This is a genomic window from Rahnella selenatireducens, assembly GCF_046449555.1.
Taxonomy (GTDB): Bacteria; Pseudomonadota; Gammaproteobacteria; order Enterobacterales; family Enterobacteriaceae; genus Rahnella; species Rahnella selenatireducens.
This window is the reverse complement of the sequence record NZ_JBKEZJ010000006.1, coordinates 232,292-254,651: the sequence shown is the minus strand read 5'-3', so window position 1 is coordinate 254,651 and position 22,360 is coordinate 232,292. Positions and strand designations below refer to the sequence as shown.

Annotated in this window: 18 protein-coding genes and 2 pseudogenes; 12 read left to right on the top strand and 8 right to left on the bottom strand. The window is 52.2% G+C overall.

All coding sequences use genetic code 11. The annotated features are described in order from the left end of the window. Positions 1 to 68 precede the first annotated feature (68 nt). The 8 genes from malQ to ulaA all read right to left on the bottom strand — a co-directional run bounded on the left by malQ (position 69) and on the right by ulaA (position 9,552). Positions 69 to 2,201 carry a 4-alpha-glucanotransferase gene (gene malQ, locus ACLBVC_RS12580; RefSeq protein WP_410149874.1) on the bottom strand — a complete coding sequence of 711 codons (2,133 nt, stop codon included), beginning with the start codon at positions 2,199 to 2,201 and terminating at the stop codon, positions 69 to 71. Between the two features lie 8 nt (positions 2,202 to 2,209). After that, positions 2,210 to 4,624: a maltodextrin phosphorylase gene (gene malP / locus ACLBVC_RS12575; protein WP_410149873.1), complete on the bottom strand. Its 2,415-nt coding sequence runs from the start codon at positions 4,622 to 4,624 to the stop codon at positions 2,210 to 2,212. A gap of 473 nt (positions 4,625 to 5,097) precedes the next feature. Next, positions 5,098 to 5,787 carry an L-ribulose-5-phosphate 4-epimerase gene (locus ACLBVC_RS12570; protein WP_410149872.1) on the bottom strand — a complete coding sequence of 230 codons (690 nt, stop codon included), beginning with the start codon at positions 5,785 to 5,787 and terminating at the stop codon, positions 5,098 to 5,100. Next, positions 5,784 to 6,644, bottom strand: a complete 861-nt coding sequence (locus ACLBVC_RS12565) for an L-ribulose-5-phosphate 3-epimerase (protein WP_410149871.1) — start codon at positions 6,642 to 6,644, stop codon at positions 5,784 to 5,786. Before ACLBVC_RS12565 ends, ACLBVC_RS12570 begins: the two co-directional genes overlap by 4 nt. A 10-nt stretch (positions 6,645 to 6,654) precedes the next feature. Continuing rightward, the gene (locus tag ACLBVC_RS12560) at positions 6,655 to 7,311 is read right to left on the bottom strand and encodes a 3-keto-L-gulonate-6-phosphate decarboxylase UlaD (protein ID WP_195825386.1); all 657 of its coding nucleotides are present in this window, start codon (positions 7,309 to 7,311) and stop codon (positions 6,655 to 6,657) included. A 33-nt stretch (positions 7,312 to 7,344) separates the two neighbouring features. Beyond that, positions 7,345 to 7,815 carry a PTS ascorbate transporter subunit IIA gene (gene ulaC / locus ACLBVC_RS12555; protein ID WP_410149870.1) on the bottom strand — a complete coding sequence of 157 codons (471 nt, stop codon included), beginning with the start codon at positions 7,813 to 7,815 and terminating at the stop codon, positions 7,345 to 7,347. Positions 7,816 to 7,825: 10 nt separating this feature from the next. Then, the gene (ulaB, locus tag ACLBVC_RS12550; protein WP_104923679.1) at positions 7,826 to 8,134 is read right to left on the bottom strand and encodes a PTS ascorbate transporter subunit IIB; all 309 of its coding nucleotides are present in this window, start codon (positions 8,132 to 8,134) and stop codon (positions 7,826 to 7,828) included. A 14-nt stretch (positions 8,135 to 8,148) separates the two neighbouring features. Continuing rightward, a complete protein-coding gene (ulaA, locus tag ACLBVC_RS12545) occupies positions 8,149 to 9,552 on the bottom strand; it encodes a PTS ascorbate transporter subunit IIC (protein WP_410149869.1) in 1,404 nt (467 codons plus the stop codon). Between the two features lie 404 nt (positions 9,553 to 9,956). Between ulaA and ulaG the strand changes: the two genes are divergently transcribed. The 12 genes and pseudogenes from ulaG to ACLBVC_RS12485 all read left to right on the top strand — a co-directional run bounded on the left by ulaG (position 9,957) and on the right by ACLBVC_RS12485 (position 22,219). Beyond that, positions 9,957 to 11,021: an L-ascorbate 6-phosphate lactonase gene (ulaG, locus tag ACLBVC_RS12540; protein WP_410149868.1), complete on the top strand. Its 1,065-nt coding sequence runs from the start codon at positions 9,957 to 9,959 to the stop codon at positions 11,019 to 11,021. Between the two features lie 218 nt (positions 11,022 to 11,239). Beyond that, a complete protein-coding gene (gene ulaR / locus ACLBVC_RS12535; RefSeq protein WP_104923682.1) occupies positions 11,240 to 11,995 on the top strand; it encodes an HTH-type transcriptional regulator UlaR in 756 nt (251 codons plus the stop codon). An 84-nt stretch (positions 11,996 to 12,079) separates the two neighbouring features. Next, positions 12,080 to 12,400 carry a thiosulfate sulfurtransferase GlpE gene (gene glpE / locus ACLBVC_RS12530; protein ID WP_410149867.1) on the top strand — a complete coding sequence of 107 codons (321 nt, stop codon included), beginning with the start codon at positions 12,080 to 12,082 and terminating at the stop codon, positions 12,398 to 12,400. 167 nt (positions 12,401 to 12,567) lie between these two features. Then, complete coding sequence (locus ACLBVC_RS12525; RefSeq protein ID WP_410149866.1) at positions 12,568 to 13,758, top strand: trans-sulfuration enzyme family protein; 1,191 nt, start codon at positions 12,568 to 12,570, stop codon at positions 13,756 to 13,758. A 220-nt stretch (positions 13,759 to 13,978) separates the two neighbouring features. After that, complete coding sequence (gene glpG / locus ACLBVC_RS12520) at positions 13,979 to 14,809, top strand: rhomboid family intramembrane serine protease GlpG (protein ID WP_104923687.1); 831 nt, start codon at positions 13,979 to 13,981, stop codon at positions 14,807 to 14,809. 9 nt (positions 14,810 to 14,818) lie between these two features. Beyond that, positions 14,819 to 15,577, top strand: coding sequence for a DeoR/GlpR family transcriptional regulator (locus tag ACLBVC_RS12515; RefSeq protein WP_410149865.1), 759 nt, complete (start codon positions 14,819 to 14,821; stop codon positions 15,575 to 15,577). Positions 15,578 to 15,855: 278 nt separating this feature from the next. Next, the gene (glpD, locus tag ACLBVC_RS12510; RefSeq protein ID WP_410149864.1) at positions 15,856 to 17,367 is read left to right on the top strand and encodes a glycerol-3-phosphate dehydrogenase; all 1,512 of its coding nucleotides are present in this window, start codon (positions 15,856 to 15,858) and stop codon (positions 17,365 to 17,367) included. 237 nt (positions 17,368 to 17,604) lie between these two features. Continuing rightward, positions 17,605 to 18,317 (top strand): annotated as a pseudogene (locus tag ACLBVC_RS12505) (DUF6531 domain-containing protein); the annotation flags it as partial. A 168-nt stretch (positions 18,318 to 18,485) separates the two neighbouring features. Beyond that, a complete protein-coding gene (locus tag ACLBVC_RS12500; RefSeq protein WP_410149941.1) occupies positions 18,486 to 19,964 on the top strand; it encodes an RHS repeat-associated core domain-containing protein in 1,479 nt (492 codons plus the stop codon). Positions 19,965 to 20,542: 578 nt separating this feature from the next. Next, a pseudogene (locus ACLBVC_RS12495) lies at positions 20,543 to 21,258 on the top strand (RHS repeat-associated core domain-containing protein); the annotation flags it as partial. A 21-nt stretch (positions 21,259 to 21,279) separates the two neighbouring features. Then, entirely contained in the window at positions 21,280 to 21,771 is a 492-nt protein-coding gene (locus ACLBVC_RS12490; protein WP_410149863.1) for a tetratricopeptide repeat protein, read from the top strand. Next, the gene (locus ACLBVC_RS12485; protein WP_410149862.1) at positions 21,725 to 22,219 is read left to right on the top strand and encodes a tetratricopeptide repeat protein; all 495 of its coding nucleotides are present in this window, start codon (positions 21,725 to 21,727) and stop codon (positions 22,217 to 22,219) included. The genes ACLBVC_RS12490 and ACLBVC_RS12485 overlap by 47 nt, the downstream gene beginning before the upstream one ends. The last annotated feature ends 141 nt before the right edge of the window (positions 22,220 to 22,360 follow it).

The following is a 22,360-nucleotide window of genomic DNA, read 5'->3' as shown; positions in this document are numbered from 1 at the left end:
ATACCCCACCCCAACCCTCCCCTTCGTAGGGGAGGGAGCCGCCCGAAGCTCCCTTTGAGGTTTGGTTTTTAGCTCCTCCCCCTGCGAAGGGGGAGGTTGGGAGGGGGTTTAGCAGACGACTCAGAAGTCGCCAACCGTCGCCGGTTCAAATCCGCCAGCAGCAGATTAATATGCTCATCGCTGAACAACGCTTCCAGCGTGTGCGTCAGTTTTCGCCGCCAGTTGGGATATTCAGTATTCGTGCCGGGCACGTTAACCGGCGTCGACATATCCAGCCAGTCTTCCGGTTGCAGCCCGAGCAGCGCACTGGCGCTGTCTGCCAGATAACGCTGTAATCCCCGGTTCAGCACAGGCGTCATCGGCATTTTTTCCGCCGTATGTCCGGTGGATTTTGGCACGCAATGCGTCAGATGCAATGCATCCAGCAACCCCTGTTTGCTGCGCTCGCGTTCGGCACGCAGATTTTCCAGCACCTGAGGATCCGGATAGATGCCCAGCGTGGCACCCAGCGTTAAATCCCCGCCTTCCCAGTAGCCGCGCAAGGTCGGTAAATCATGCGTGGTGACCGTCGCCATCGCCTGAACGACATAGTTTTCAGGCGGCCGGTATGTGAAGGTTTTATCGTGCTCGAAATACAGCACTTTGTAGGAATAGACGCCGCTTTCACGCAGGCTGGCGACAATCTCTTTCGGCACAGTCCCCAGATCTTCACCGATCACCATGCACTGATGCCGCTGGCTTTCCAGCGCCAGTATGCCGAGCAGGTCTTCCAGCGGATAACGGACATACGCGCCGTTGCCCGCCTCTTCGTCAAACGGGATCCACCACAGACGCAGCAGTCCCATCACATGGTCGATGCGTAAAGCCCCGCATTCCGCCATATTTGCACGTAGCAAATCGATAAACGGCTGATAGGCACGGGCTTTCATTTCGTGAGGATCAATGGGCGGAAGGCCCCATTTTTGCCCCTGCGGCCCCAAAATATCCGGCGGCGCGCCAATTGTCGCATTCAGACAATACAACGACGGATCTGACCAGGTTTCCGCACCACCTTCCGCCACACCGACCGCCAGATCACGGTACAAACCCAGCGGCATCTCCAGCTCCACACTGCGCTGATAACACGCTGAAAATTGCGTATGCGCCAGCCATTGCAGCCACTGGTAGAACTCAATTTCACCGGCATAATGCTGGCCGAATTCCGCCACATCCGCCCCTTTGGCGTCACGATACGCATCGGGCCATACCGGCCAGCCCCACAATCCCAGATCTAAGTCCCGCAGATGAACATGCAGCGCATCGAACAGCGCCTGCTGGCGCAGACTTTCGCCACCCAGCAGCACAAAACGACGGAAATCCCGCTTGCGCTGGCTGGCTTCCGGCAGTTCACCAAAGAGCGGCCACGCCAGTTTCAGCGCATTTAGTTTCAGCCGCATCACCAGCGGATAATCGACAAACTCAGTGCTACGCGCCTGCAACAACGCATCGTGCGTTTCGATGGAATGCCACCAGCTTTGCGCTACATCGCTGGCAGTAAATTCTTCCACCGCATTCACGTCGATGTACGCCAGATTCAGCCAGCGTCGTGATGACGGGCTGTACGGGCTGGCGCTGAGAGGATTGGCCGGATACAGCGCGTGTATCGGGTTCAGCCCGACGAACGCGCCGCCGCGTTGGCCAACTTCTTCCACCATTTTTTTCAGGTCGCCAAAATCGCCGACGCCCCAGTTATTTTCCGACCGCAACGTATACAACTGAATCGTTGCACCCCATAGTTTTTTACCTGCCAGCAGCGCGGGCGGCTCATAACAGCGTGGCGGCACAACAATAATCCGGCACGACCAGATTTTGTCTTTTTGCGATAATGTCAGCTGGTGATAGCCCGTTGGCAATCCGGCACTGAGATTCAGAACTTTACCAACCTCAACGGTTCCTTCCGTCTGGTCGCCGTTTTCAAGCGTGAACTGCCAGTCGAATCCGCCGCTACCCTCCGGGGCCAGCAGCACTTTTTTGCCTTCGGTGAATACTTTTACCGCAGGCAAAGGCGTGACCTCGGGCACAAATTTCGGATCACGCCCCATGGCCGCCAGCAGCGATGCCCGCGTTTCGTTGGACACCGTTTCCACTTCATCCGACATATTGATAAAGCTGTCTAAAATACCTGCCCGACGCGAAGCCTCAACAAGTTGCTTATCCTCCATGCCTGCTCCTAACGTTTTGCCTGCCAGATGCGTTGCTGGTAATCGCGGATTGAACGATCGGCACTGAACATCCCGACGCGCGCAGTGTTAAGCAGCGTGCGGCGCGTCCATTCGTCAGCGTTGCGGTACAATTTATCGACCTCTTTTTGCGCTTCGCAATAGGCCGCAAAATCCGCCAGAACCAGATACGGATCGCCGCCATCGAGCAGGCTGTTGAGCATCAGATCGAAAGCCTTTTTATCACCGTTGGCATAAAAACCGCTGGCCAGTTCATCGAGGATCGCATTGAGATGTTTGTCTTTTTTCACCACAGCTTTCGGCTTATAGCCTTTCTTCAGCTCGGCTTTCACTTCATCAACGGTCAGGCCAAAGATGAAAATATTGTCTTCACCCACCTGTTCGGCAATCTCGACATTCGCACCGTCCAGCGTGCCAACGGTCAGCGCGCCGTTAAGCGCCAGTTTCATGTTGCCGGTGCCCGACGCTTCTTTACCCGCCGTTGAAATCTGCTCGGAAACGTCCGCCGCCGGGATCATCAGTTCCGCTACCGACACGCAATAATCCGGGATAAACACCACTTTGATTCGATCGGCCACGATCGGATCGTTGTTGATCTTCTCCGCGACCTGATTGATCGCATAAATGATATTTTTCGCCAGGTAATACCCCGGCGCCGCTTTGGCACCAAACAGGAAAACGCGCGGCACGATATCGAGTTTCGGGTTGTCGCGGATCTGGCGATAAAGTGAAAGAATGTGCAGCAAATTGAGATGCTGACGTTTGTATTCGTGCAGGCGCTTAATTTGTAAATCGAAAATGGCATCCGGATTGAGCCTGATGCCCATGCGATGCCAGACGTATTCCGCCAGCCGGACTTTGTTGTCGTGCTTGATTTTGCGGTAATGCTTACAGAATTTTTTATCTTTAACGCCGTCTTCCAGACCTTTCAGCAGATCCAGATTATTCACCCAGGAATCCGTTTTCAGGCGTTCATCAATCAGCGCGGAAAGCGCCGGATTACACTGTTTCAGCCAGCGGCGCGGTGTGATGCCGTTGGTGACGTTGTGGAATTTTTCCGGCCAGAGCTGGTGATATTCCGGGAACAGATCTTTGACCACCAGATCAGAATGCAGCGCCGCCACCCCGTTTACCGCAAAACCGGCCACCACACAGAGGTTCGCCATCCTTACCTGTTTGTCGTGATGCACGGCCAGTTTCGCCCAAACCGCCTCATCGCCCGGCCAGGTTTTGCTGACCAGCTTTTTGAAGTTGGCGTTGATTTGTTTAATGATTTGAAAATGTCTCGGCAGCAGGCTGCGCACCAGACTTTCGTCCCAGGTTTCCAGCGCTTCCGGCATTAACGTGTGGTTGGTATACGCAAACGTGCGGCTGGTGATATGCCAGGCATCGTTCCAGCTCAGCTGATGTTCGTCGATCAGAACACGCAGCATTTCCGGGATCGCGATGGTCGGATGGGTATCGTTGAGCTGAATCACTTCGTAATCCGGCAGCTCACTGATTTTGCGGCCAAGGAAATGATGACGCCGTAAAATATCTGCCACCGAACAGGCGCACTGGAAATATTGCTGCATCAGGCGCAGGCGTTTACCGGCCTGATGGTTGTCATTCGGATACAGCACTTTGGTGAGTTTGGCCGCATCAATTCCCTGCTGCTCGGCTTTGAGAAACTCGCCGTCATTGAATTTTTCGAGATCAAACGGGTGTGGATGCGTGGCTTCCCATAAACGCAGCGGCTGCGTAATTCCGTTGCGATAGCCCATCACCGGTAAATCCCAAGCTTCGCCGCGCAGCGTAAATTCGGGTTCCCAGCGGGAAACGCCCTGTTCGTTTTTCACAATTTTCCCGGCAATGCCAACATTCACCGCCAGCGAACTGTTATGTCGAAACCACGGATATTCACTGCGGTGCCAGTCATCCGGCGACTCTTTTTGTTTGCCATCGACAAAACGCTGACGGAATAAACCGTACTGATAGTTCAGGCCATAACCGGTGCCCGGTTGTCCGACCGACGCCATCGCATCGAGATAGCAGGCCGCCAGACGCCCGAGCCCGCCATTACCGAGCGCCGGATCGATTTCTTCTTCAAGCAGGTCTGTCAGGTTGATATCAAACTGCTCAAGCGCGCTGGCAACTTTTTCGTACCAGCCGAGATTAATCAGGTTATTACCGGTCAGGCGCCCGACCAGAAATTCCATCGATATGTAGTTAACGTGACGGGTGATCTTTTTACTTTTACTGCTCACGGACTCATTTTGCGGCGGGAGTTGCTCAGCCACGGCGGCGCTGACCGCGTGCCACCATTGATGCCGGGTCATGTCCCTGGCTGATGTAAGTCCAAACGCTTGCCACTGGCGGGTTAGTGCCGCCAAAAAAACATCCTGCTTGAGCGTGATTTTCGACATAGGGCAGTCTCTTTTCTGTCAGTGGGGACGGAACGTTTCCGTGAGAAAAAATGCAAATGTGATTTACCCAAAATAATTCGAGATGCAGGAAGGCGGCAAACGAACGAATCCCGATGAGCTTACACAGGTAAGTGATTCGTGTGAGTAAGAGCAGCCTACGCACCTGCAACTTGAAGTATGAAGGGCAAAAGTGTGATCTCTACACACTTATGTATAAACCCAATGCCGAAAAAATGCTCACTGCCTGAACGGCAAAAAATGCATAAAATCATGTCTGAGGGAGTTTCGGCATGGGCGGAGATGCCGTTAATACCCCACCCCAACCCTCCCCTTCGCAGGGGAGGGAGCTGATCGAGTTTTTTTGCGCCTCCCTGCGAAAGGCATGGAGCTGATCGGGCTTTATGCGCCTCCCCCTGCGAAGGGGGGGATGGGAGGGGATTTGCCTGGCGATTCAGAATTTATGTAATGCTTTTCTATTTCTGCCCGTAATAGGCGTCCGGCCCGTGTTTGCGGCTGAAGTGTTTGTGGAGCAGATAATCATCCATCGGATGCTGCGAGCGTTGCAACGTGCCGGTGATCCACGCCATTTTTGCGACTTCTTCCAGCACAACGGCGTTATGCACCGCCAGCTCCGGCGTGGTTCCCCAGCAGAACGGGCCATGCTGCGCCACCAAAATACCGGGCATGTGCATCGGGTTGATGCCTTGCAGTGTTTGAGCGATCACCTTGCCGGTTTCCAGTTCGTATTCACCGGCCACTTCTTCACGCGACAGCGGACGTGTGCACGGAATAGCGCCCGCGAAATAATCTGCATGCGTGGTGCCTAACGCGGGAATGGCAACCCCGGCCTGCGCCCACGATGTCGCATGCGTCGAATGGGTGTGAACGATACCGCCGAGTTCAGGGAAACGGGCATAAAGCTCAAGATGCGTCGCGGTATCCGATGACGGTCTGTAACGCCCTTCCACCACGTCACCGCGCAAATTCACGACCACCATATCGCTGGCCTGCATTTTTTCGTATTCCACACCGCTCGGCTTGATGACCACCAGCCCGCGCTCGCGGTCGATGCCGCTGACGTTGCCCCAGGTGAAGGTCACCAGACCGTAAGCCGGCAGCGCCATATTGGCGTCAAAGACACGCTGTTTCAGTGATTCCGTCATGCGACTTCTCCCATATCCAGCCCGGCTTTCTGCATTTTTTCCACCACCCACGCGCGCGCATTGCGGACTTCCTGCATCGGGTCGGCCGCGGTCTCACTCCACATTTCGATGAGATATGGCCCGCGATAGCCGCTTTTTTGCAACGTTTCGAAACAGCGCTCAAATTCCACGACGCCACTGCCAAAGGGGACGTTTTTAAATACGCCCGGCTGCGTATCTTTAATATGTACTGCGACGATGTGCCCGGCGCCGCTCGCCAGTTCCATCTGCACGTCGTTGTCCCAGGCGGATAAATTGCCGATGTCCGGATACAGCTGGAACCACGGGTTATTCAGGTAATGCGTATATCCCAACGCTTTGCTGATCGAATTCATCAGCGGGTAATCCATGATTTCCATCGCCAGCGTGACCTGCGCCCGGCTGGCCATTTCGACGGATTCCTGTAAACCGGCACGGAAACGCTCACGGGTATGATCGTTGGCCTGCTGGTAATAGACGTCATAACCGGCGAGCTGAATGACGCGAATGCCTAAATCCTGCGCCAGCACGATGGCTTTACGCATGATTTCCAGCCCCTGATTACGGGTGTCATCGTCTTCAGAGCCCAGCGGAAAACGCCTGTGTGCGCTCAGGCACATCGACGGAATGCGGATGCCGGTGCGAGAAATCGCATCGACAACCAGCAAACGTTGCTCGCGTGACCAGTCAAGCCGCGCCAACCGGCTATCGGTTTCATCGACCGACATTTCGACGAAATCAAAACCCAGCTCTTTCGCCAGCGTCAGGCGCATCAGCCAGTCTTCGCCCGCAGGCAAAGCTTTTTCATAGATCCCGAGTGGAACGGCTTTATGCATCATGCGATTTTCCTTAGCCCCAGAGCTGGCTGATGGATTTTTTGAACTGACGCGCCGCATCTACCGGGTCTTTGGCGTCACGGATACTGCGTCCTGCGATGAAAACGTGTACCGGAATGTCTTTGAACAGCGGTAAGTCTTCCAGCGCCAGACCGCCGGTGATGGTGACTTTAAAGCCCATATCCGAAAGGCGTTTAATTGCCGTAATATCGGCGTCGCTCCACGCCACACCGGCGGCCTGGGCGTCGCGACTGCGGTGATAAACCACCTGCTGAATGCCCGCGTCATGCCATTCTTTCGCCTGTTCCCACGTCCAGTAACCGGTCAGTTCAATCTGCACGTCGCCGCCAAATTCTTTCGCCACGTCCAGCGCGCCTTTGGTGGTGTTGATATCGGCGCAGCAAATCACGGTGACCCAGTCGGCGTTGGCTTCAAAACACATGCGCGAAAGGATTTTGCCCGCGTCGGCAATTTTGGCGTCAGCCAGCACGATTTTTTCCGGATAAAGCGCTTTCAGGTCACGCACCGCGCGCACACCTTCGGCCACGCACAGGATGGTGCCGACTTCGATAATGTCGACTTCGTTGGCAATCAGGCGCGTAGTTTTGTAAGCGTCGTCCATGGACTGGTTATCCAGTGCAACCTGCAACATCGGTAATGAGTGAGACATAGTGAATTCCTTCTCTGATGACTAAATAATGAATCAATAAGCCGCCGAAGCGGATGTCAGGTCGATTAAATCCAGTACCTGCTGAGCGGTGGTACAGGCGCGCAGGCGGTCGAAGTTGGCTTCATCATCAAACAGGTTCACGACCTGCATGATGCCCACTTCCTGATGCGCGTTGGCATCCACGGCGGCGAGCGTGATCAAGATATCCACCGGATCGTTATCTTCATGGTTAAACACCAGCGGCTTTTTCAGCGTGACCAGCGCAAAACCGGTTTTTTTGACGCCCTCTTCCGGGCGGCCATGTGGCATTGCCAGACCCGGCGCAATCACGAAATAAGGTCCAAAACGCTCAACACCATCCAGAATTGCCTGGTAATAACGTGGCTCGACGACATCAGCGGCGACCAGCATATCGACGCCAATTTTGACCGCTTCCTGCCAGGTTTCTGCCTCCGCGTTCAGACAGATCGAGTTATTCTCGGCCAGCGAATCTCGCAGTTTCATCGCGCGCTCCTTACTTTTTCAGTGAGGTCGGGAAGTGAGCATTAATGACTTCCATGACTTTCGGGCCGAAATCCGCCGCCGAAAGCATGTTGCGTACACCGACGACGTATTTGTTGCCGCTGACGGTGATTTCGTCGGCGACGTGCGTGGACGCGACGATAATGTCCGCGCCGCTAAGCTCAGATTTGTACTCACCGACCGCGCAGCTGTTCATGGTGTGATCCACGCCTTCCTGTGTCAGAAACTGCCCGATTTTCATCTTCATGATCATCGAACTGCCTTGCCCGCAACCGCAAACTGCCAGAATTCGTACTGTCATGGGAACCTCGTTGATTAGTGAGTAGTGGACTCATTAAGAGCTTGTTTTTCTGCATCTTCTTCGGCACGAAGCGTGCGACCGGCGAAGAACATATACAGCACTGCGATCACGGCAATCACGCCCATGAAGGCCATGCCAACGCTAAAGAATCCCTGCATCATTGGCGGCGCCAGAATTGACCAGTCGGCCATGCCCATCCAGGCGCTGAGGCCGGTCAGTTTGATAGCCCAGACGCAGCCGAAGATTTCGATCATCCCCATCACCAGACAGATTTTCAGCGCGGCGCGCCAGCCACCGAAGTGATTCGCGAATACGCCGATGGTGGCGTTGGAGAAGAACATCGGGATAAAGCCGGGAATGATCATGATGGAAGAACCCATGCCAAACAGAATGGCGACGGCTATCAGCTGGCCGATGGTGCCCCACATAAAGCCCCAGACCACCGCATTTGGCGCGAAGCTGTAAATCGCCGCGCAGTCGATCGCCAGAACAGCACCAGGAATTAAGCGTTGGGAGATCCCGTTAAAGGCTTCGGTCAGTTCAGCGACGAACATACGCACGCCCTGAATGATGATGAAAATGGCAACCGCAAACATCAGGCCGGTTTGCAGGATGTAAATCGTCCAGTGCGTTTTACCGGCCATTTTCTGCAACGTATCGAGGCCAAACGAGCAGAGGATAATGCCGAAGAACACGGTCATCACGATGGCGGTAGAAACGATATTGTCGTGGAAAATATTCAGCCAGCCGGGCAGTTTGAGGTCTTCAACGCTGTCCTCTTTCTTACCGAGATACGGTGCGATTTTGTAGGCAATCCATGACGCAAACTGCTGCTGGTGCCCGATAGAAAAACCACTGTTTTCCGTTACGGACTGCGTCGGTTTGTACATCATGTTGGAGGTGATCCCCCAGTACAGCGAAACCAAAATCGCCGTCGACCAGATGGTGGTCCACATTGGCCAGCCAATGATGAAGAAGAAGACGGCGATAAGACCCGCCTGCTGGAACATGATGTGGCCCGTCAGCATGATGGTGCGGATACCGGTAATACGGCGGAAAACCACCATCAGGATGTTCAGCGCGAGCGCGATAAGCACCGCATAACCGACCCAACTGTAGGCATCACCCATGCGTTCTACCGTCGCCATCATTGACGCGTAGGTATCTGAAATGGCACCGTTAATGCCGTAGACCTCAGAAAGTTTTGCCACCACAGGTTTAAATGTGCCGGTCAAAATGCCGGATCCCGCCTGCAATAACATAAAACCGATGATGGTTTTGATGGTGCCTTTGATGATAACCGTCGCGCTCTTTCTGAGCAGGATGTAACCGAGCAGGGTGACAAGCCCCAGCAATAACGGCGCGTTGGTCATTACCTGATTAAAAAATACGGTAAAGAGGGTGTAGAGGAATTCCATAAAACTCTCCGTCTGACCTTGTTTGATCTTCTCGGCGCAGGGCTCTGCACTAAAAAGTGAGGGACAGGTGCACTCTAATGCTCACATCGAATCAGATAAAGATTCACAATGATTATTTGTGAGCGGTCTCGCAAGATATCGTTATCCCACCTGTCACCTCGTCATCACTGAATTAATATTTAGTATATTTATCATATATATAAACAAGAATACTTATTACATACACTTCGTGCTTATTCAGATAACCTGTCATTCCATTGCCCGTAACCGGTCAAGAACTCGCGATTAAAGTCATTGTCACGACAAAATTTCAATGATAAGTTTCTCACAATCAAGTCATATATAATCATTTAATGATTCATTGTGACTTAATCATTCAAACCAAACTCAGATGAGGGAATACAATGAGCAAAGTAGAAACGATCAGCCGCGAATCCTGGATCCTCAACACTTTCCCGGAATGGGGCACCTGGCTGAACGAAGAAATCGAGCAGGAAAAAGTCGCGCCGGGCACTTTTGCGATGTGGTGGCTGGGTTGTACGGGGATTTGGCTGAAATCTGAGGGCGGCGCGAATATTTGTGTCGATTTCTGGTGTGGCGTGGGCAAGCAAAATCACAGCAGCCCGCTGATGAAAACCGGCCACCAGATGCAACGCATGGCGGGCGTGAAAAAGCTGCAACCGAACCTGCGCACCACGCCGTTTGTGCTTGATCCTTTTGCGATCAGAGAGATCGACGCCGTATTGTCCACCCACGATCACAACGATCATATTGATGTGAACGTCGCGGCCGCTGTGATGCAAAATTGCGCTTCCGATGTGCCGTTTATCGGCCCGCAAACCTGCGTGGATTTATGGATTAGCTGGGGCGTGCCGAGAGAGCGTTGCATCGTGATGACGCCGGGCAAAGTGTTGAAAATCAAAGATGTGGAAATTCATGCGCTGGATTCTTTCGATCGCACCGTGCTGATCACGTTGCCTGCCGACCAGAAAGCGGCGGGCGTTTTGCCGGACATGATGGATCAGCGTGCAGTGAATTATCTGTTCAAAACGCCGGGCGGAAACCTGTATCACAGCGGCGATTCACATTATTCCAACTACTACGCGAAACACGGCAACGAGTACAAAATTGATGTCGCCCTCGGCTCCTACGGCGAGAACCCCCGTGGCGTGACCGACAAAATGACCAGCGTCGATATGCTGCGTATGGCGGAATCACTGAATACAAAAGTCGTGATCCCGTTCCACCATGATATCTGGTCGAATTTCCAGGCCGACCCGCAGGAAATCCGGGTGCTGTGGGAGATGAAAAAAGACCGCCTGAAATACGGCTTCAAGCCTTTTATCTGGCAGGTTGGGGGCAAGTTCACGTATCCGAATGACAAAGATAATTTCGAATATCACTATCCGCGCGGGTTCGAAGATTGCTTCACGACAGACACCGACTTACCGTTTAAATCGTTTTTATAATTGCCTGAACTTAGGCCCTAAATCATTCGAGTTGCATCAAGGCGGCAACTGAGTGAATCCCCGGGAGCATACATCAGTATGTGACCGGGGTTCGCGAAGGCGGCCAACGCAGAGGCAGCTCGAAGGATGACGGGCAATAATGACGATGTTATTCGCATTACTGCTCGTTTATAATCACGCGGTAATCATCAACTTTCGGATTCCCCCGCGGAGACACCATGACAGAGCCACAACGCCACAATGCCATCCTTGATCTTTTGCAGCGTCAGGGCCAGATTTCTGTCGCTGATGTCATTGATCATTTTGATATTTCACCGGCCACAGCGCGCCGTGATATCACTAAACTCAATGAGTTGGGGAAATTGCGCAAAGTGCGTAACGGCGCTGAAGCCGTTAACCAGCCGCGCCAGAACTGGACTCCGCTCAATATTCACCAGACCCATAATCTCAACGAAAAAATGCGTATCGCCAAAGCCGCGGCCGAATTGTGCCAGCCGGGCGAAAGCGTGGTGATTAACTGCGGCTCAACCGCGTTTTTGCTGGGGCGCGAGATGTGCGGGAAAGACATTCAGGTGATCACCAACTATTTGCCGCTGGCCAATTACCTGATTGAGCAGGAACACGACAGCGTGGTGATCATGGGCGGTCAGTACAATAAAAGTCAGTCGATTACGCTGGCGCCGCAGGATGGTGATGCGAGCCTTTACGCCGGGCACTGGATGTTTACCAGCGGCGCAGGGCTGACCACTGATGGTCTGTATAAAACCGATATGCTGACCGCGATGGCGGAGCAGAAGATGCTGAATTACGTCGGAAATCTGGCGGTTCTGGTCGACAGCAGTAAAGTCGGGCAACGCGCAGGTATGCTGTTCAGCCGCACGGAACAAATCAATGTGCTCATTACCGGCAAAGAAGCCGACGGCGAAATTATCGAAAAATTACGCCTCAAAGGCGTGAAAGTGATTCTGGTTTAACCTTTATCCCTGCAATCCCTCTGGTCTTCGCCGGGCAATTATTGGGTAGAATGGCGGCATAACACTTTATAAGGTTCGATCAGAATGAAACAGTTTGAAGCAATCAGCGTTGAACAGGCGCATACCCGCCTGAAATCCGGCGAAGCGGTTATGGTCGATATTCGTGACCCGCAAAGTTTTGGTGCCGCACATGCGCCCGGCGCATTCCATCTGAGCAATGAAAGCATGCACGCCTTTATGGAACAGGCCGATGCCAAAACGCCGGTTCTGGTCATGTGCTATCACGGCATCAGCAGCCGTGGCGCGGCACAATTCCTGATCAGTCAGGGATTTGAGTCGGTTTACAGCGTTGACGGCGGCTTTGAAGCCTGGTCACAAACCTTCCCGAAAGATATCGAAGCCTGAACCTCACCTCTCTCCGGCGCAGACTATAGTTTTTAGAAACCGAGTCTTTATAAACCGAGTCTTTATAACCAGGCTATCGGGTTTGCGCCGAAAATGTTCTTAAGCTGAAAAAGCTACATTTCTCCAGTGTTGATATAATTTCCGCCTACTATCGACAGGATTTCAAGATGAAACAACTGAACACAACTCGTTCTCTGGGTATGCGTACGCTCGCCGTTCACGGTGGCCAGCAGCCCGATGCCCAGACCGGTGCCGTCGCGACACCGATTACCGCCTCTTCCGCGTTCTCCTACCCGGATTTTGACAGCGGCGCACGTCGTTTCAGCGGTGAAGAGCCGGGCTATATGTACAGCCGCTTTGCTAACCCGACGGTGACGGTTTTCGAGCAGAAACTGGCCGCGCTGGAAGGCGCTGAAACCTCTGTGGCCTGCGCCAGTGGCATGGCGGCGATCAGCGCAACATTGTTTGCCCTGCTGGTGCCGGGCGATGAAATCATTCATGTTGGCACGCTATACGGCGGAACCGAAGGCGTGGTGCGAAATCTTCTGCCACGTTATGGCATCAAACCGGTACACGTCGCGAACGTCGGCGAACTGGAAGGGGCATTCACCAAAAAAACCAAAGTCGTGCTGGTTGAAACACCGGCAAACCCGGGGCTGGACATTGCCGATCTGGCAGAAATCGCGCGTTTATCCAAAGCGGCAGGCGCCATCAGCGTGGTGGATAACACCTTTGCGACACCTTACCTGACGCGTCCGCTGGCGCTGGGAATTGATATCGTTTTGCACTCGGCGACCAAATACATCAGCGGTCACGGCGATGCGACCGGCGGCGTAGTGGCCGGTTCTGCGGCATTAATTACGCCCATCCGCACGCTGAGCCTGAAACAGTTCGGCGGTTGCCTGAGCCCGTTCGAAGCCAGTTTACTGATACGCGGGCTGAAAACGCTGCCGTTGCGCGTCGAAGCAAGCTCACTGAGCGCACAGGCGGTAGCGGAATTCCTCGACAGTCACAGCGCAGTGGAAACGGTATTCTATCCTGGGCTGCCGGAACATCCGGGCCATGCCGTCGCAGCGCGTCAGATGAAACTGTTCGGCGGGATTATGGCGATTGAGCTGAAAGGCGGGCTGAACGCTGCACGGACTTTCCTCGATAAGCTGAACATCATCACGCAGGCAGTTTCCCTCGGCGATACCGATTCGCTCGCCTGCCACCCGGCCTCCACCACTCACAGCGCCGTCGCGCCGGAAGTCCGCCGTAAGAGCGGGATTACCGACGGTCTGGTACGTATCAGCATCGGTATCGAAGACACCGACGACCTGATTGCCGATCTGGAACAGGCGCTGGAAGGGCTTTAAGTATCCGCATATGCAACGTCGCCGCCCGGCGACGTTGCAACAGACTTCGATCCATCTCACACCCACATCATTTATTTGTTCACAGCAGGCAGCACCGCACCCGTAAATTCCCCTCCTTCCCCCGACTGACGTTATAATCGACTTCCCCCACGCTGGCAGATAAGGTATTGCCCTAAAATGGCGGCAACAAATCAAACAATTAGGGAAATCACTTAACGCTATGGTGCGCATTCTTAACCTGAACAACCCTCGCCTCGCTCAGGCTTTTGTCGATTACATGGCGACGCAGGGTTTTACGCTGACGATTAAACACGAAAGTCAGGAAGTCCAGCTCTGGCTGGAAGACGAATCACGTCTGGAAGAGGCAGAAAAGCAGGTCGCGCTGTTTGTTCGTGATCCGCTGCATCCACGTTATCAGGCCGCCAGCTGGCAAACCGGCAAGGCGCAGCCGGGTTTGCGGATGTCGCATACCCCCTTTATGAAAACGCTGCGCAGCCGTGCAGGCCCGCTGACGATTGGCATGATCGTGCTGTGTATCGCCGTCTATATTCTTCAGCAGATGGTCGGTTTTGAGCAGGTCATGAACTGGCTGGCATGGCCGGACAGCTCGCGGTATTTGCAGGTCTGGCGCTGGTTTACACCTGCGCTGATGAATTTTTCCTTATTTTCATTGCTCATTAATCTGGTCTGGTGGTGGTATATGGCGAGCCAGATTGAACAGCATCTCGGCAGCGGAAAACTATTCACCGTCACGCTGATTGCGGCGCTGATCAGCGGCTGGGGTCAGTCGATGGTCAACGGTTCCTGGTTCGGCGGTTTGTCCGGCGTGGTCTACGCTCTGATGGGTTATGTCTGGCTGACCGGCGTGTTGAAACCTGAAAGCCGGTTGTACGTTCCCGGCGGATTACTGGCTATTTCGCTGATCTTCATGTTCATCGGCTATGCCACAGGCGGTGCAGCGGTGGCTAATGCCGCCCACACATTTGGCCTGGGTCTGGGTCTGGTGATGGCATTTGTTGATACGCGCTTACCGCGCAAAAAACGCAAGTAGGGGATTTGGGTGAAACAAACACAACGCCATGACGCGATTATCGAGTTAGTTCGCCAGCAGGGTTATGTCAGCACCGAAGAACTGGTCGATCATTTCGCGGTCAGCCCGCAAACCATCCGCCGCGATCTCAATGACCTGGCCGAGCAGAATAAAATCCACCGCCATCACGGCGGTGCAGCGCTGCCATCAAGCTCCGTTAACGCAGCCTATAACGACCGTAAAGTGATGTGGTCAGAAGCGAAGGCGCGCATTGCTCAACGCGTCGCGGATCAGATCCCGGACGGTTCCACACTGTTTATTGATATCGGCACCACGCCGGAAGCCGTGGCGTACGCACTGCTCAATCATAAAGATCTGCGGATTGTAACCAACAACCTGAACGTGGCGACACTGTTCAGCGCCAAAGACGATTGCCGTCTGTTCCTCGCCGGTGGCGAAGTCCGTGCCCGCGATGGCGGTGTGATGGGTGAAGCGACGCTCGATTTTATCTCCCAGTTCCGCCTCGATTACGGCATTCTTGGCATCAGCGGTATTGATATGGATGGCTCGCTGCTCGAATTCGACTATCACGAAGCGCGAACCAAGCGCGCGATTATCGAAAACTCCCGCTGTGTAATGCTGGTGACTGACCATTCCAAGTTTGGCCGTAACGCAATGGTTAACCTCGGTAAAATGGATTTGATTCACTATCTTTTTACCGACAAACAGCCACCCGAGAGCGTGAAGCAAATCATCGATAAGTACGACGTACACCTCGAGCTTTGCTGATTTCCCACTCTTTCAGGGAGCGTCACCCGGGCGCTCCTGCTTTATCTCCCTTCCCCGCTTCTGCTTAAAACGAACAATTTCGAAAAATTCCACGCGTTGTCGCGTTCGGTTTTGTCCCCGCCTCACCGTTTTGCTCGTTACTGACACAAAAATGTTACCTCCATCACGCATAATTGTTTTTATTTGGTTAACTCTTGGCTTGTTTGTCGAATCTCGATTACAATCGTGAGCGAAAACGAACATAAAAGAGCTATTGCGAACATCTGGAGGAAGATGACGTGGAAACCAAAGACTTGATCGTAATTGGTGGCGGTATTAATGGTACCGGCATCGCAGTAGATGCAGCTGGCCGCGGGCTGTCTGTTCTGCTGCTTGAAGCGCAAGACTTGGCCTGCGCGACCTCTTCGGCCAGTTCTAAACTGATCCACGGTGGCCTGCGTTACCTGGAACACTACGAATTCCGTCTGGTCAGCGAAGCGCTGGCTGAACGTGAAGTGCTGTTAAAAATGGCACCGCATATTGCCTTCCCGATGCGTTTCCGTTTACCGCATCAACCGCATTTGCGTCCGGCCTGGATGATCCGCGCCGGTCTGTTCTTGTACGACCATCTGGGTAAACGTACCAGCCTGCCCGCCAGTAAAGGCCTGAAATTCGGCAGCGAATCGGTACTGAAACCAGAACTGACCAAAGGTTTTGAATACTCAGACTGCTGGGTTGACGATGCGCGTTTAGTCGTCGTCAACGCACAGGAAGTGGAAGAGCGCGGCGGTGAAGTGCGTACCCGCACCCGCGTCACCCGCGCATGGCGTGAAGACGGTTTGTGGATGGTGGAAGCCGAAGATATCGATACCGGCAAAACCTTCACCTGGCGCGCCAAAGGGCTGGTGAATGCGACCGGCCCGTGGGTTAAACATTTCTTCGACGATGGCCTGAAGCTGAAATCGCCGTACGGCATCCGCCTGATCAAAGGCAGCCATATTGTGGTCCCGCGCGCGCACAATCAGCCGCAGGCTTACATTCTGCAAAACGAAGATCATCGCATTGTTTTTGTCATCCCGTGGCTGGATGAGTTCTCGATTATCGGCACTACCGACGTGGAATATCACGGCGATCCGAAAGACGTGAAAATCGACGATAACGAAGTGAGCTATCTGCTGAAAGTGTATAACGACCACTTTAAAAAGCAGCTGACCACTGAAGATATTGTGTGGACTTACTCCGGCGTGCGTCCGTTGTGTGATGATGAGTCAGATTCTCCGCAAGCCGTCACCCGTGATTACACGCTGGATGTTCACGATCAGGATGGCAAAGCGCCGCTGCTTTCCGTGTTTGGCGGCAAGCTGACGACCTACCGTAAACTGGCCGAGCACGCGCTGGAAAAACTGGTGAAGTACTATCCGAAAGCCGGCCCTGCCTGGACGAAAACTGCCGTCCTGCCGGGCGGGAAGCTGAATGGCGATCGCGATACCTACAGCGCAAATCTGCGCAGTCGCTTCAAATGGTTACCGGAATCACTGGCCCGCCGTTATGCCCGCACCTACGGCAGTCAGACAGAACTGTTCCTGAATGACGCGACCGGCATCGAATCGCTGGGCGAAGATTTCGGTCACGGTTTTTTTGAAGCCGAATTGCGTTATCTGGTTGAAAAAGAGTGGGTTTCACAGCTAGATGATGCCATCTGGCGTCGTACCAAACTCGGTATGTGGCTGGATAAAGCGCAGCAACAGCGCGTCGCCGAATGGCTGGAAACGCACAAACAGCAGAAGAAACATTTGTCGCTGGCGTCGTAAAAATTGCTTATGAAACACGTGAATCCCTGACCTTGCGTCGGGGATTTTTTTATCTGTTCCCCTTCACTTTTTCTGCTTTCCTCACACCTGTGAACCGCCTCACAACGCATATACTTTTAAAAGTTTAACTTCCTCCATCTAATTGATTTAGTTGTATTTATACTGTGAATAAAACGATAAATACCCCACCTTAAAATCAATCATTCCACGGACGCTTTACCCAAAAGGACTTCACCCATGACCGGATTTCCCGCTGCCCGCCGGGGTGATATGACCCCATTGGCGGCCCGATTGTTCAGGGCTCGCTGGGCGTGATGATGGGTGCGCCCACCGGCGTGGCGTGTTCCGTCTGCCCCGGCGGTGTGCTGGAAGGCAACCCGGTTAACCCGTCGCTCGGTGCCAAAGTCCTGCCCGGCGAGACCGATATCGCGCTGCCCGCGCAGCTGCCGTTTTTCCTTTCGCGTGCCTACAGCAGTTATAAAACGGACACGCCCGCGCCGGTCGGGATGTTTGGCCCCGGCTGGTCGGCGGCGGCGGATATCCGCCTGCAAATCCGCACCGATGAACTTATCCTTAACGACAACGCCGGGCGCAGCATTCATTTCCATCATCTGCCTCCCGGCCAGATTGCCTTCAGCCACAGCGAAAAACTCTGGCTGGCGCGCGGCGGCGTCGATAAACAAATCGAGGCTCATCCGCTCAGCAAGCTCTGGCAGGCGCTGCCGGAGGAACTGCGCCACAGCCCGCATCATTATTTTGTCGCCAATGACGCCACCGGCCCGTGGTGGATTTTGGGCTGCGTGCAGTTACCCGAAACCGCAGAAGATGTGCTGCTGCGCCCGCTGCCCGCCAGCCGGTTATTGCTCGGACTGACCGACCGTTTCGGCAATCAGCTTAACTATCATCGCGACGCAGAAGGCGAATTCGCCGGGCAGATTACCGGCGTCACCGTCACCCGACCGGACGGCAGTCAGTCCACGCAAACCTATGATGAGCGCGGTAATCCAACCGTACAAACCGAGGGCGGGCTGACCCGACAGACTGAATTCGACAGCGCGGGCAGGCTGACGCGGCTGGTCAACGAAAACGGCGTCGATACGACATTCAGCTACGACGCCATGGACCGGCTGACTCAGGAGGTCGGTTTCGACGGGCGCGTGCAAAACTATCAGTACAACGCCGCCGGTCAGCTAATCCGCAGCGACGACGCCGGCAACCGAAACTGCACGCACCCCGACCTGAACACGCCGCTGACCAATACGCTGCCGGTCTGGTACCACAACCGCATCCAGCGCGACGAACGGTATGTTTATGAATACGACAAATTTGGCAATCTGACGGAAAAACGCCCGTACCGCAACGGCTGGCGGGAAGCACCGCGCGGCGCCATCGGCCATTTCGCCTACGACCAGGCGCACCGGCTGACGCGTTTCACGGCAGAAGAGGACGGCCAGACACTGACGCAGGCGCGCTATATCTACGACCCGCTCGGACGTCGCGTCGGCAAGCTCGTCACGCAAATCAATCCGCAATCCGCCGAAACAGAAACCCAAAACATCTGGTTCGGCTGGGACGGCGACCGGCTGGTGCTGACCGAAAACCGCGACACGCAGCTGCATACCATTTATCACCCGAACAGCTTCGTCCCGCTGCTGCGCGCCGAGCACGTGCGGATGGAAGACAGCCACCGCTCGCTGGCGGAAAAACTGGAAGAAGAAAACGGCAGCGCGTTCCCGACCGAACTGCATCTGCGCCTGAATGAAGTCGAAAAGGACATCCGCAAAAATCACTTGAGCGACGACAATCAGCAATGGCTGGACGCCGTCGGCCTGAAAGCCGAAAACCTCGCGCTGTGGCTCGACCCGCTGCCACAGGGTGACGCACTCAAACTACACCTTTATCACTGCGACCACCTCGGCACGCCGATTGCGCTGATTAATCACAAAACCAGCAAAGTGGAATGGAGTGCGGTGTTGGACGTCTGGGGCAACGCAGTCGATGTTTTCAACCCGTACAAACTGCGCCAGCAGATAAGAATGCAGGGGCAGCAATATGACGAGGAATCAGGGCTGCATTATAACCGCCATCGTTATTATGACCCGATGCAGGGAAGATATATTACGCAGGATCCGATTGGGTTGAGAGGCGGGTGGAATTTATATACTTATGCGTTGGATCCAATTGAATTCATAGACCCACTAGGTCTTTATCAAGTGTGTCACAGGAAGTTCGACCCTGTTCCAGTCCCATATGCAAGACACTGTTACATAAAATTTGAAAATGGAACAACCTCAAGCTTTGACAATAAAGGGGTTCATGCAGATCCCGCGCCTAATAAAGCTGGAACGATTTGCACAGAACACCAAAATTCATCATTAGATGAATGCATTAGGGAAGCCATGAAAAATTGCAAAGGGAAAGATTATAATTTCACTGAATTTAACTGTTGTCATTGTGCAGAACAGGCAATGAAATCTTGTGGTGCATTTCTCCCTAAAATATCATGGCCCAATTTTCCAGCAAATCCGGGACCTCAACCGGGAGAATCTGGTTATAGCCGCGATCCGGTATTTGGATCAAGCTTGGGTGGAGAGTAAAATGAAAAAGATATTTTTTCAGAATTAGTTTGGATATTTCTGTTTGTTTTTTTACTTTTTGAATTGAAAAACATTCCCATTTACTCATATGACCGTTTGGGTTTATCTGATAATACCATTACGGCATTCATTTGGTCATTGCCATTTATTTGTGGGATTAGGGTTGCATGGCGCATTAATTTTAGTGCATGGTGGCTATGTTGCACATATGCGTTTTTAATAGCAATTTCCATTGCAACATACAATGTTTATGTATATAAGCAGAATCAATCTACAGACTTCCCTGGATGGATTGGTAGTATATGGTTATTGGTGATTTTTTTCAGTTTGAGTTTTATTGATATTTTTGTGGGATTTATACTCAGCATCTTGTTGAAAAAAATACTTTCAAAGTAAATATTTCGTAAGCATTCTTGATGTTATTGTAGCTTGAGACTGAATTATTTTTAGCATGAACGATGCTAATATCTTGAGCATTAATTCCGAGCTGACCGGCTTAGCGAACAGAGTCAGTAATTGGTGGCCCGGAAGCGCCTGTGAAAATGAAAATAAAATGAAGCCGGAATGCAGCCTGGCCGAGGAAACTCAACATGTTCCACAGCGCACACCGGAGACTACAGCTGGCACTAATCAATGAAGATGGCAGCCTTTTTTGGCAGGAGGATATGTGCTGCACGAAGAGAACCTGGAAAATTTGCAGTAACTGATTCACCTGCTTGGGCAACATTACGACGACGAATCGGGGCTGCATTATAACCGTCATCGTTATTATGACCCGATGCAGGGACGGTATATTACGCAGGATCCGATTGGGTTGAGCGGGGGATGGAATGGGTATCAATATACAAAAAATCCCACAAAACAGATTGACCCTCTTGGATTGGCAGGATGGGATAGCCTGGGTAATGGAGGCCTTGGAGCGGTTTGTCAACAAGTAGGCTCAGCAGGTAGCAGGCTGCCTCAAAGTATGGCTGAGGCCGAAATACATGATATAGAAACAATGCATAATGCCTACAACCCACTTGGCGAATATGTGTATGGGTTAAGTGTCGGTTCAGCCGTTGTCGGGATGGCTGGTATTAGTGGACCAGTAACCGCTTTAGCACTAATAAATAAGAGTGCTGGATGTATTGAAGACACAGCTAAAGAGATGATAATTGAAAAAGAGCGAAATCCTAAAAAACTGGCACTAACTTGCACAAAAGGTTTTATAAATAAAGAATCGTCATCATTGCAAGGGAAAATATCAGATTACCTTATTGATAGCCTATCCGAATACGAACAGAAACAATAGAATGCATTCTGAGTATAAAAAATGAGAAATGTAAAGAAATCAACACTGGCAATGATAATTATAATTGCAGGTTTGTCACTAGCATTAACAATACAGTTAAGGACTTTCATAAACGAAGATAAGTTAGACATTCTAAACAACAAAATTTATATGAATAAAAATAAATTTGATGAATTACGTAAATTAGCAGATCACGGAGATATGAAAGCACAAACAGATTTAGGACTTGCTTATGGTACCGGAAACGGTATGCAGAAAAACTATACTAAAGCACGCTACTGGTATGAGAAAGCAGCAAAGCAAGGGTTTGCAGAGGCTCAATTTAATCTGGGTCTCTTATATGAAAAATCCGGAGAATACCCGCAAGCAAGAGAATGGTATAGTAAAGCCGCCGAACAAAGCTTCACAAAGGCCCAGGTAAACCTTGGTGTTTTGTATAACCAGGGCTTAGGTGGGGATATAGATTATGAAAAATCCCGCGTTCTTTTTACAAAAGCAGCTGAAAAAAAATAATCCGACTGCAATTTACAATTTAGGACATATATACAATTATGGATTAGGCGTGAATCAAGATTATACGCTTGCGGCAAGTTTCTATCTTCAAGCAACAAAGTTAGGATCCCCCGAAGCTAAAAATTCATTAGCATTATTTTATGCGCAAGGGCTTGGAGGTCTTACTATTAATAGAGGCCAGGCTTTAAAGTTAATAATAGATTCAGCCAAGCAGGGCTATCCGGAGGCTCAAAATAATTTAGCAATTCTTTACTCAGATGGAGTAGATGAACTACCCGTTGATAATCAGCAGGCCTATGCATGGTATTCAGTAGCATTTAAAAACGGGAAAGAAAGCGCAAAAGAATCGCGAGAAATAATAGCTAAAAAATTAACTCACACTGAATACTTACAAGCAAACAGACTCGCTTGTGAATATATTAAAAAATATGAATCACCTGATTTTTAAAAGTAAAAAATCAAACATGCCAATCCAGAACTGGTGACTTAAAACTGGCGATGAGTCGTTTTATTATTGAATTCGCCGACCATATCGGCGGTAACCCTATATTGGTTACACTGGACTATTTACAGAGTCTAAAAAAATCCC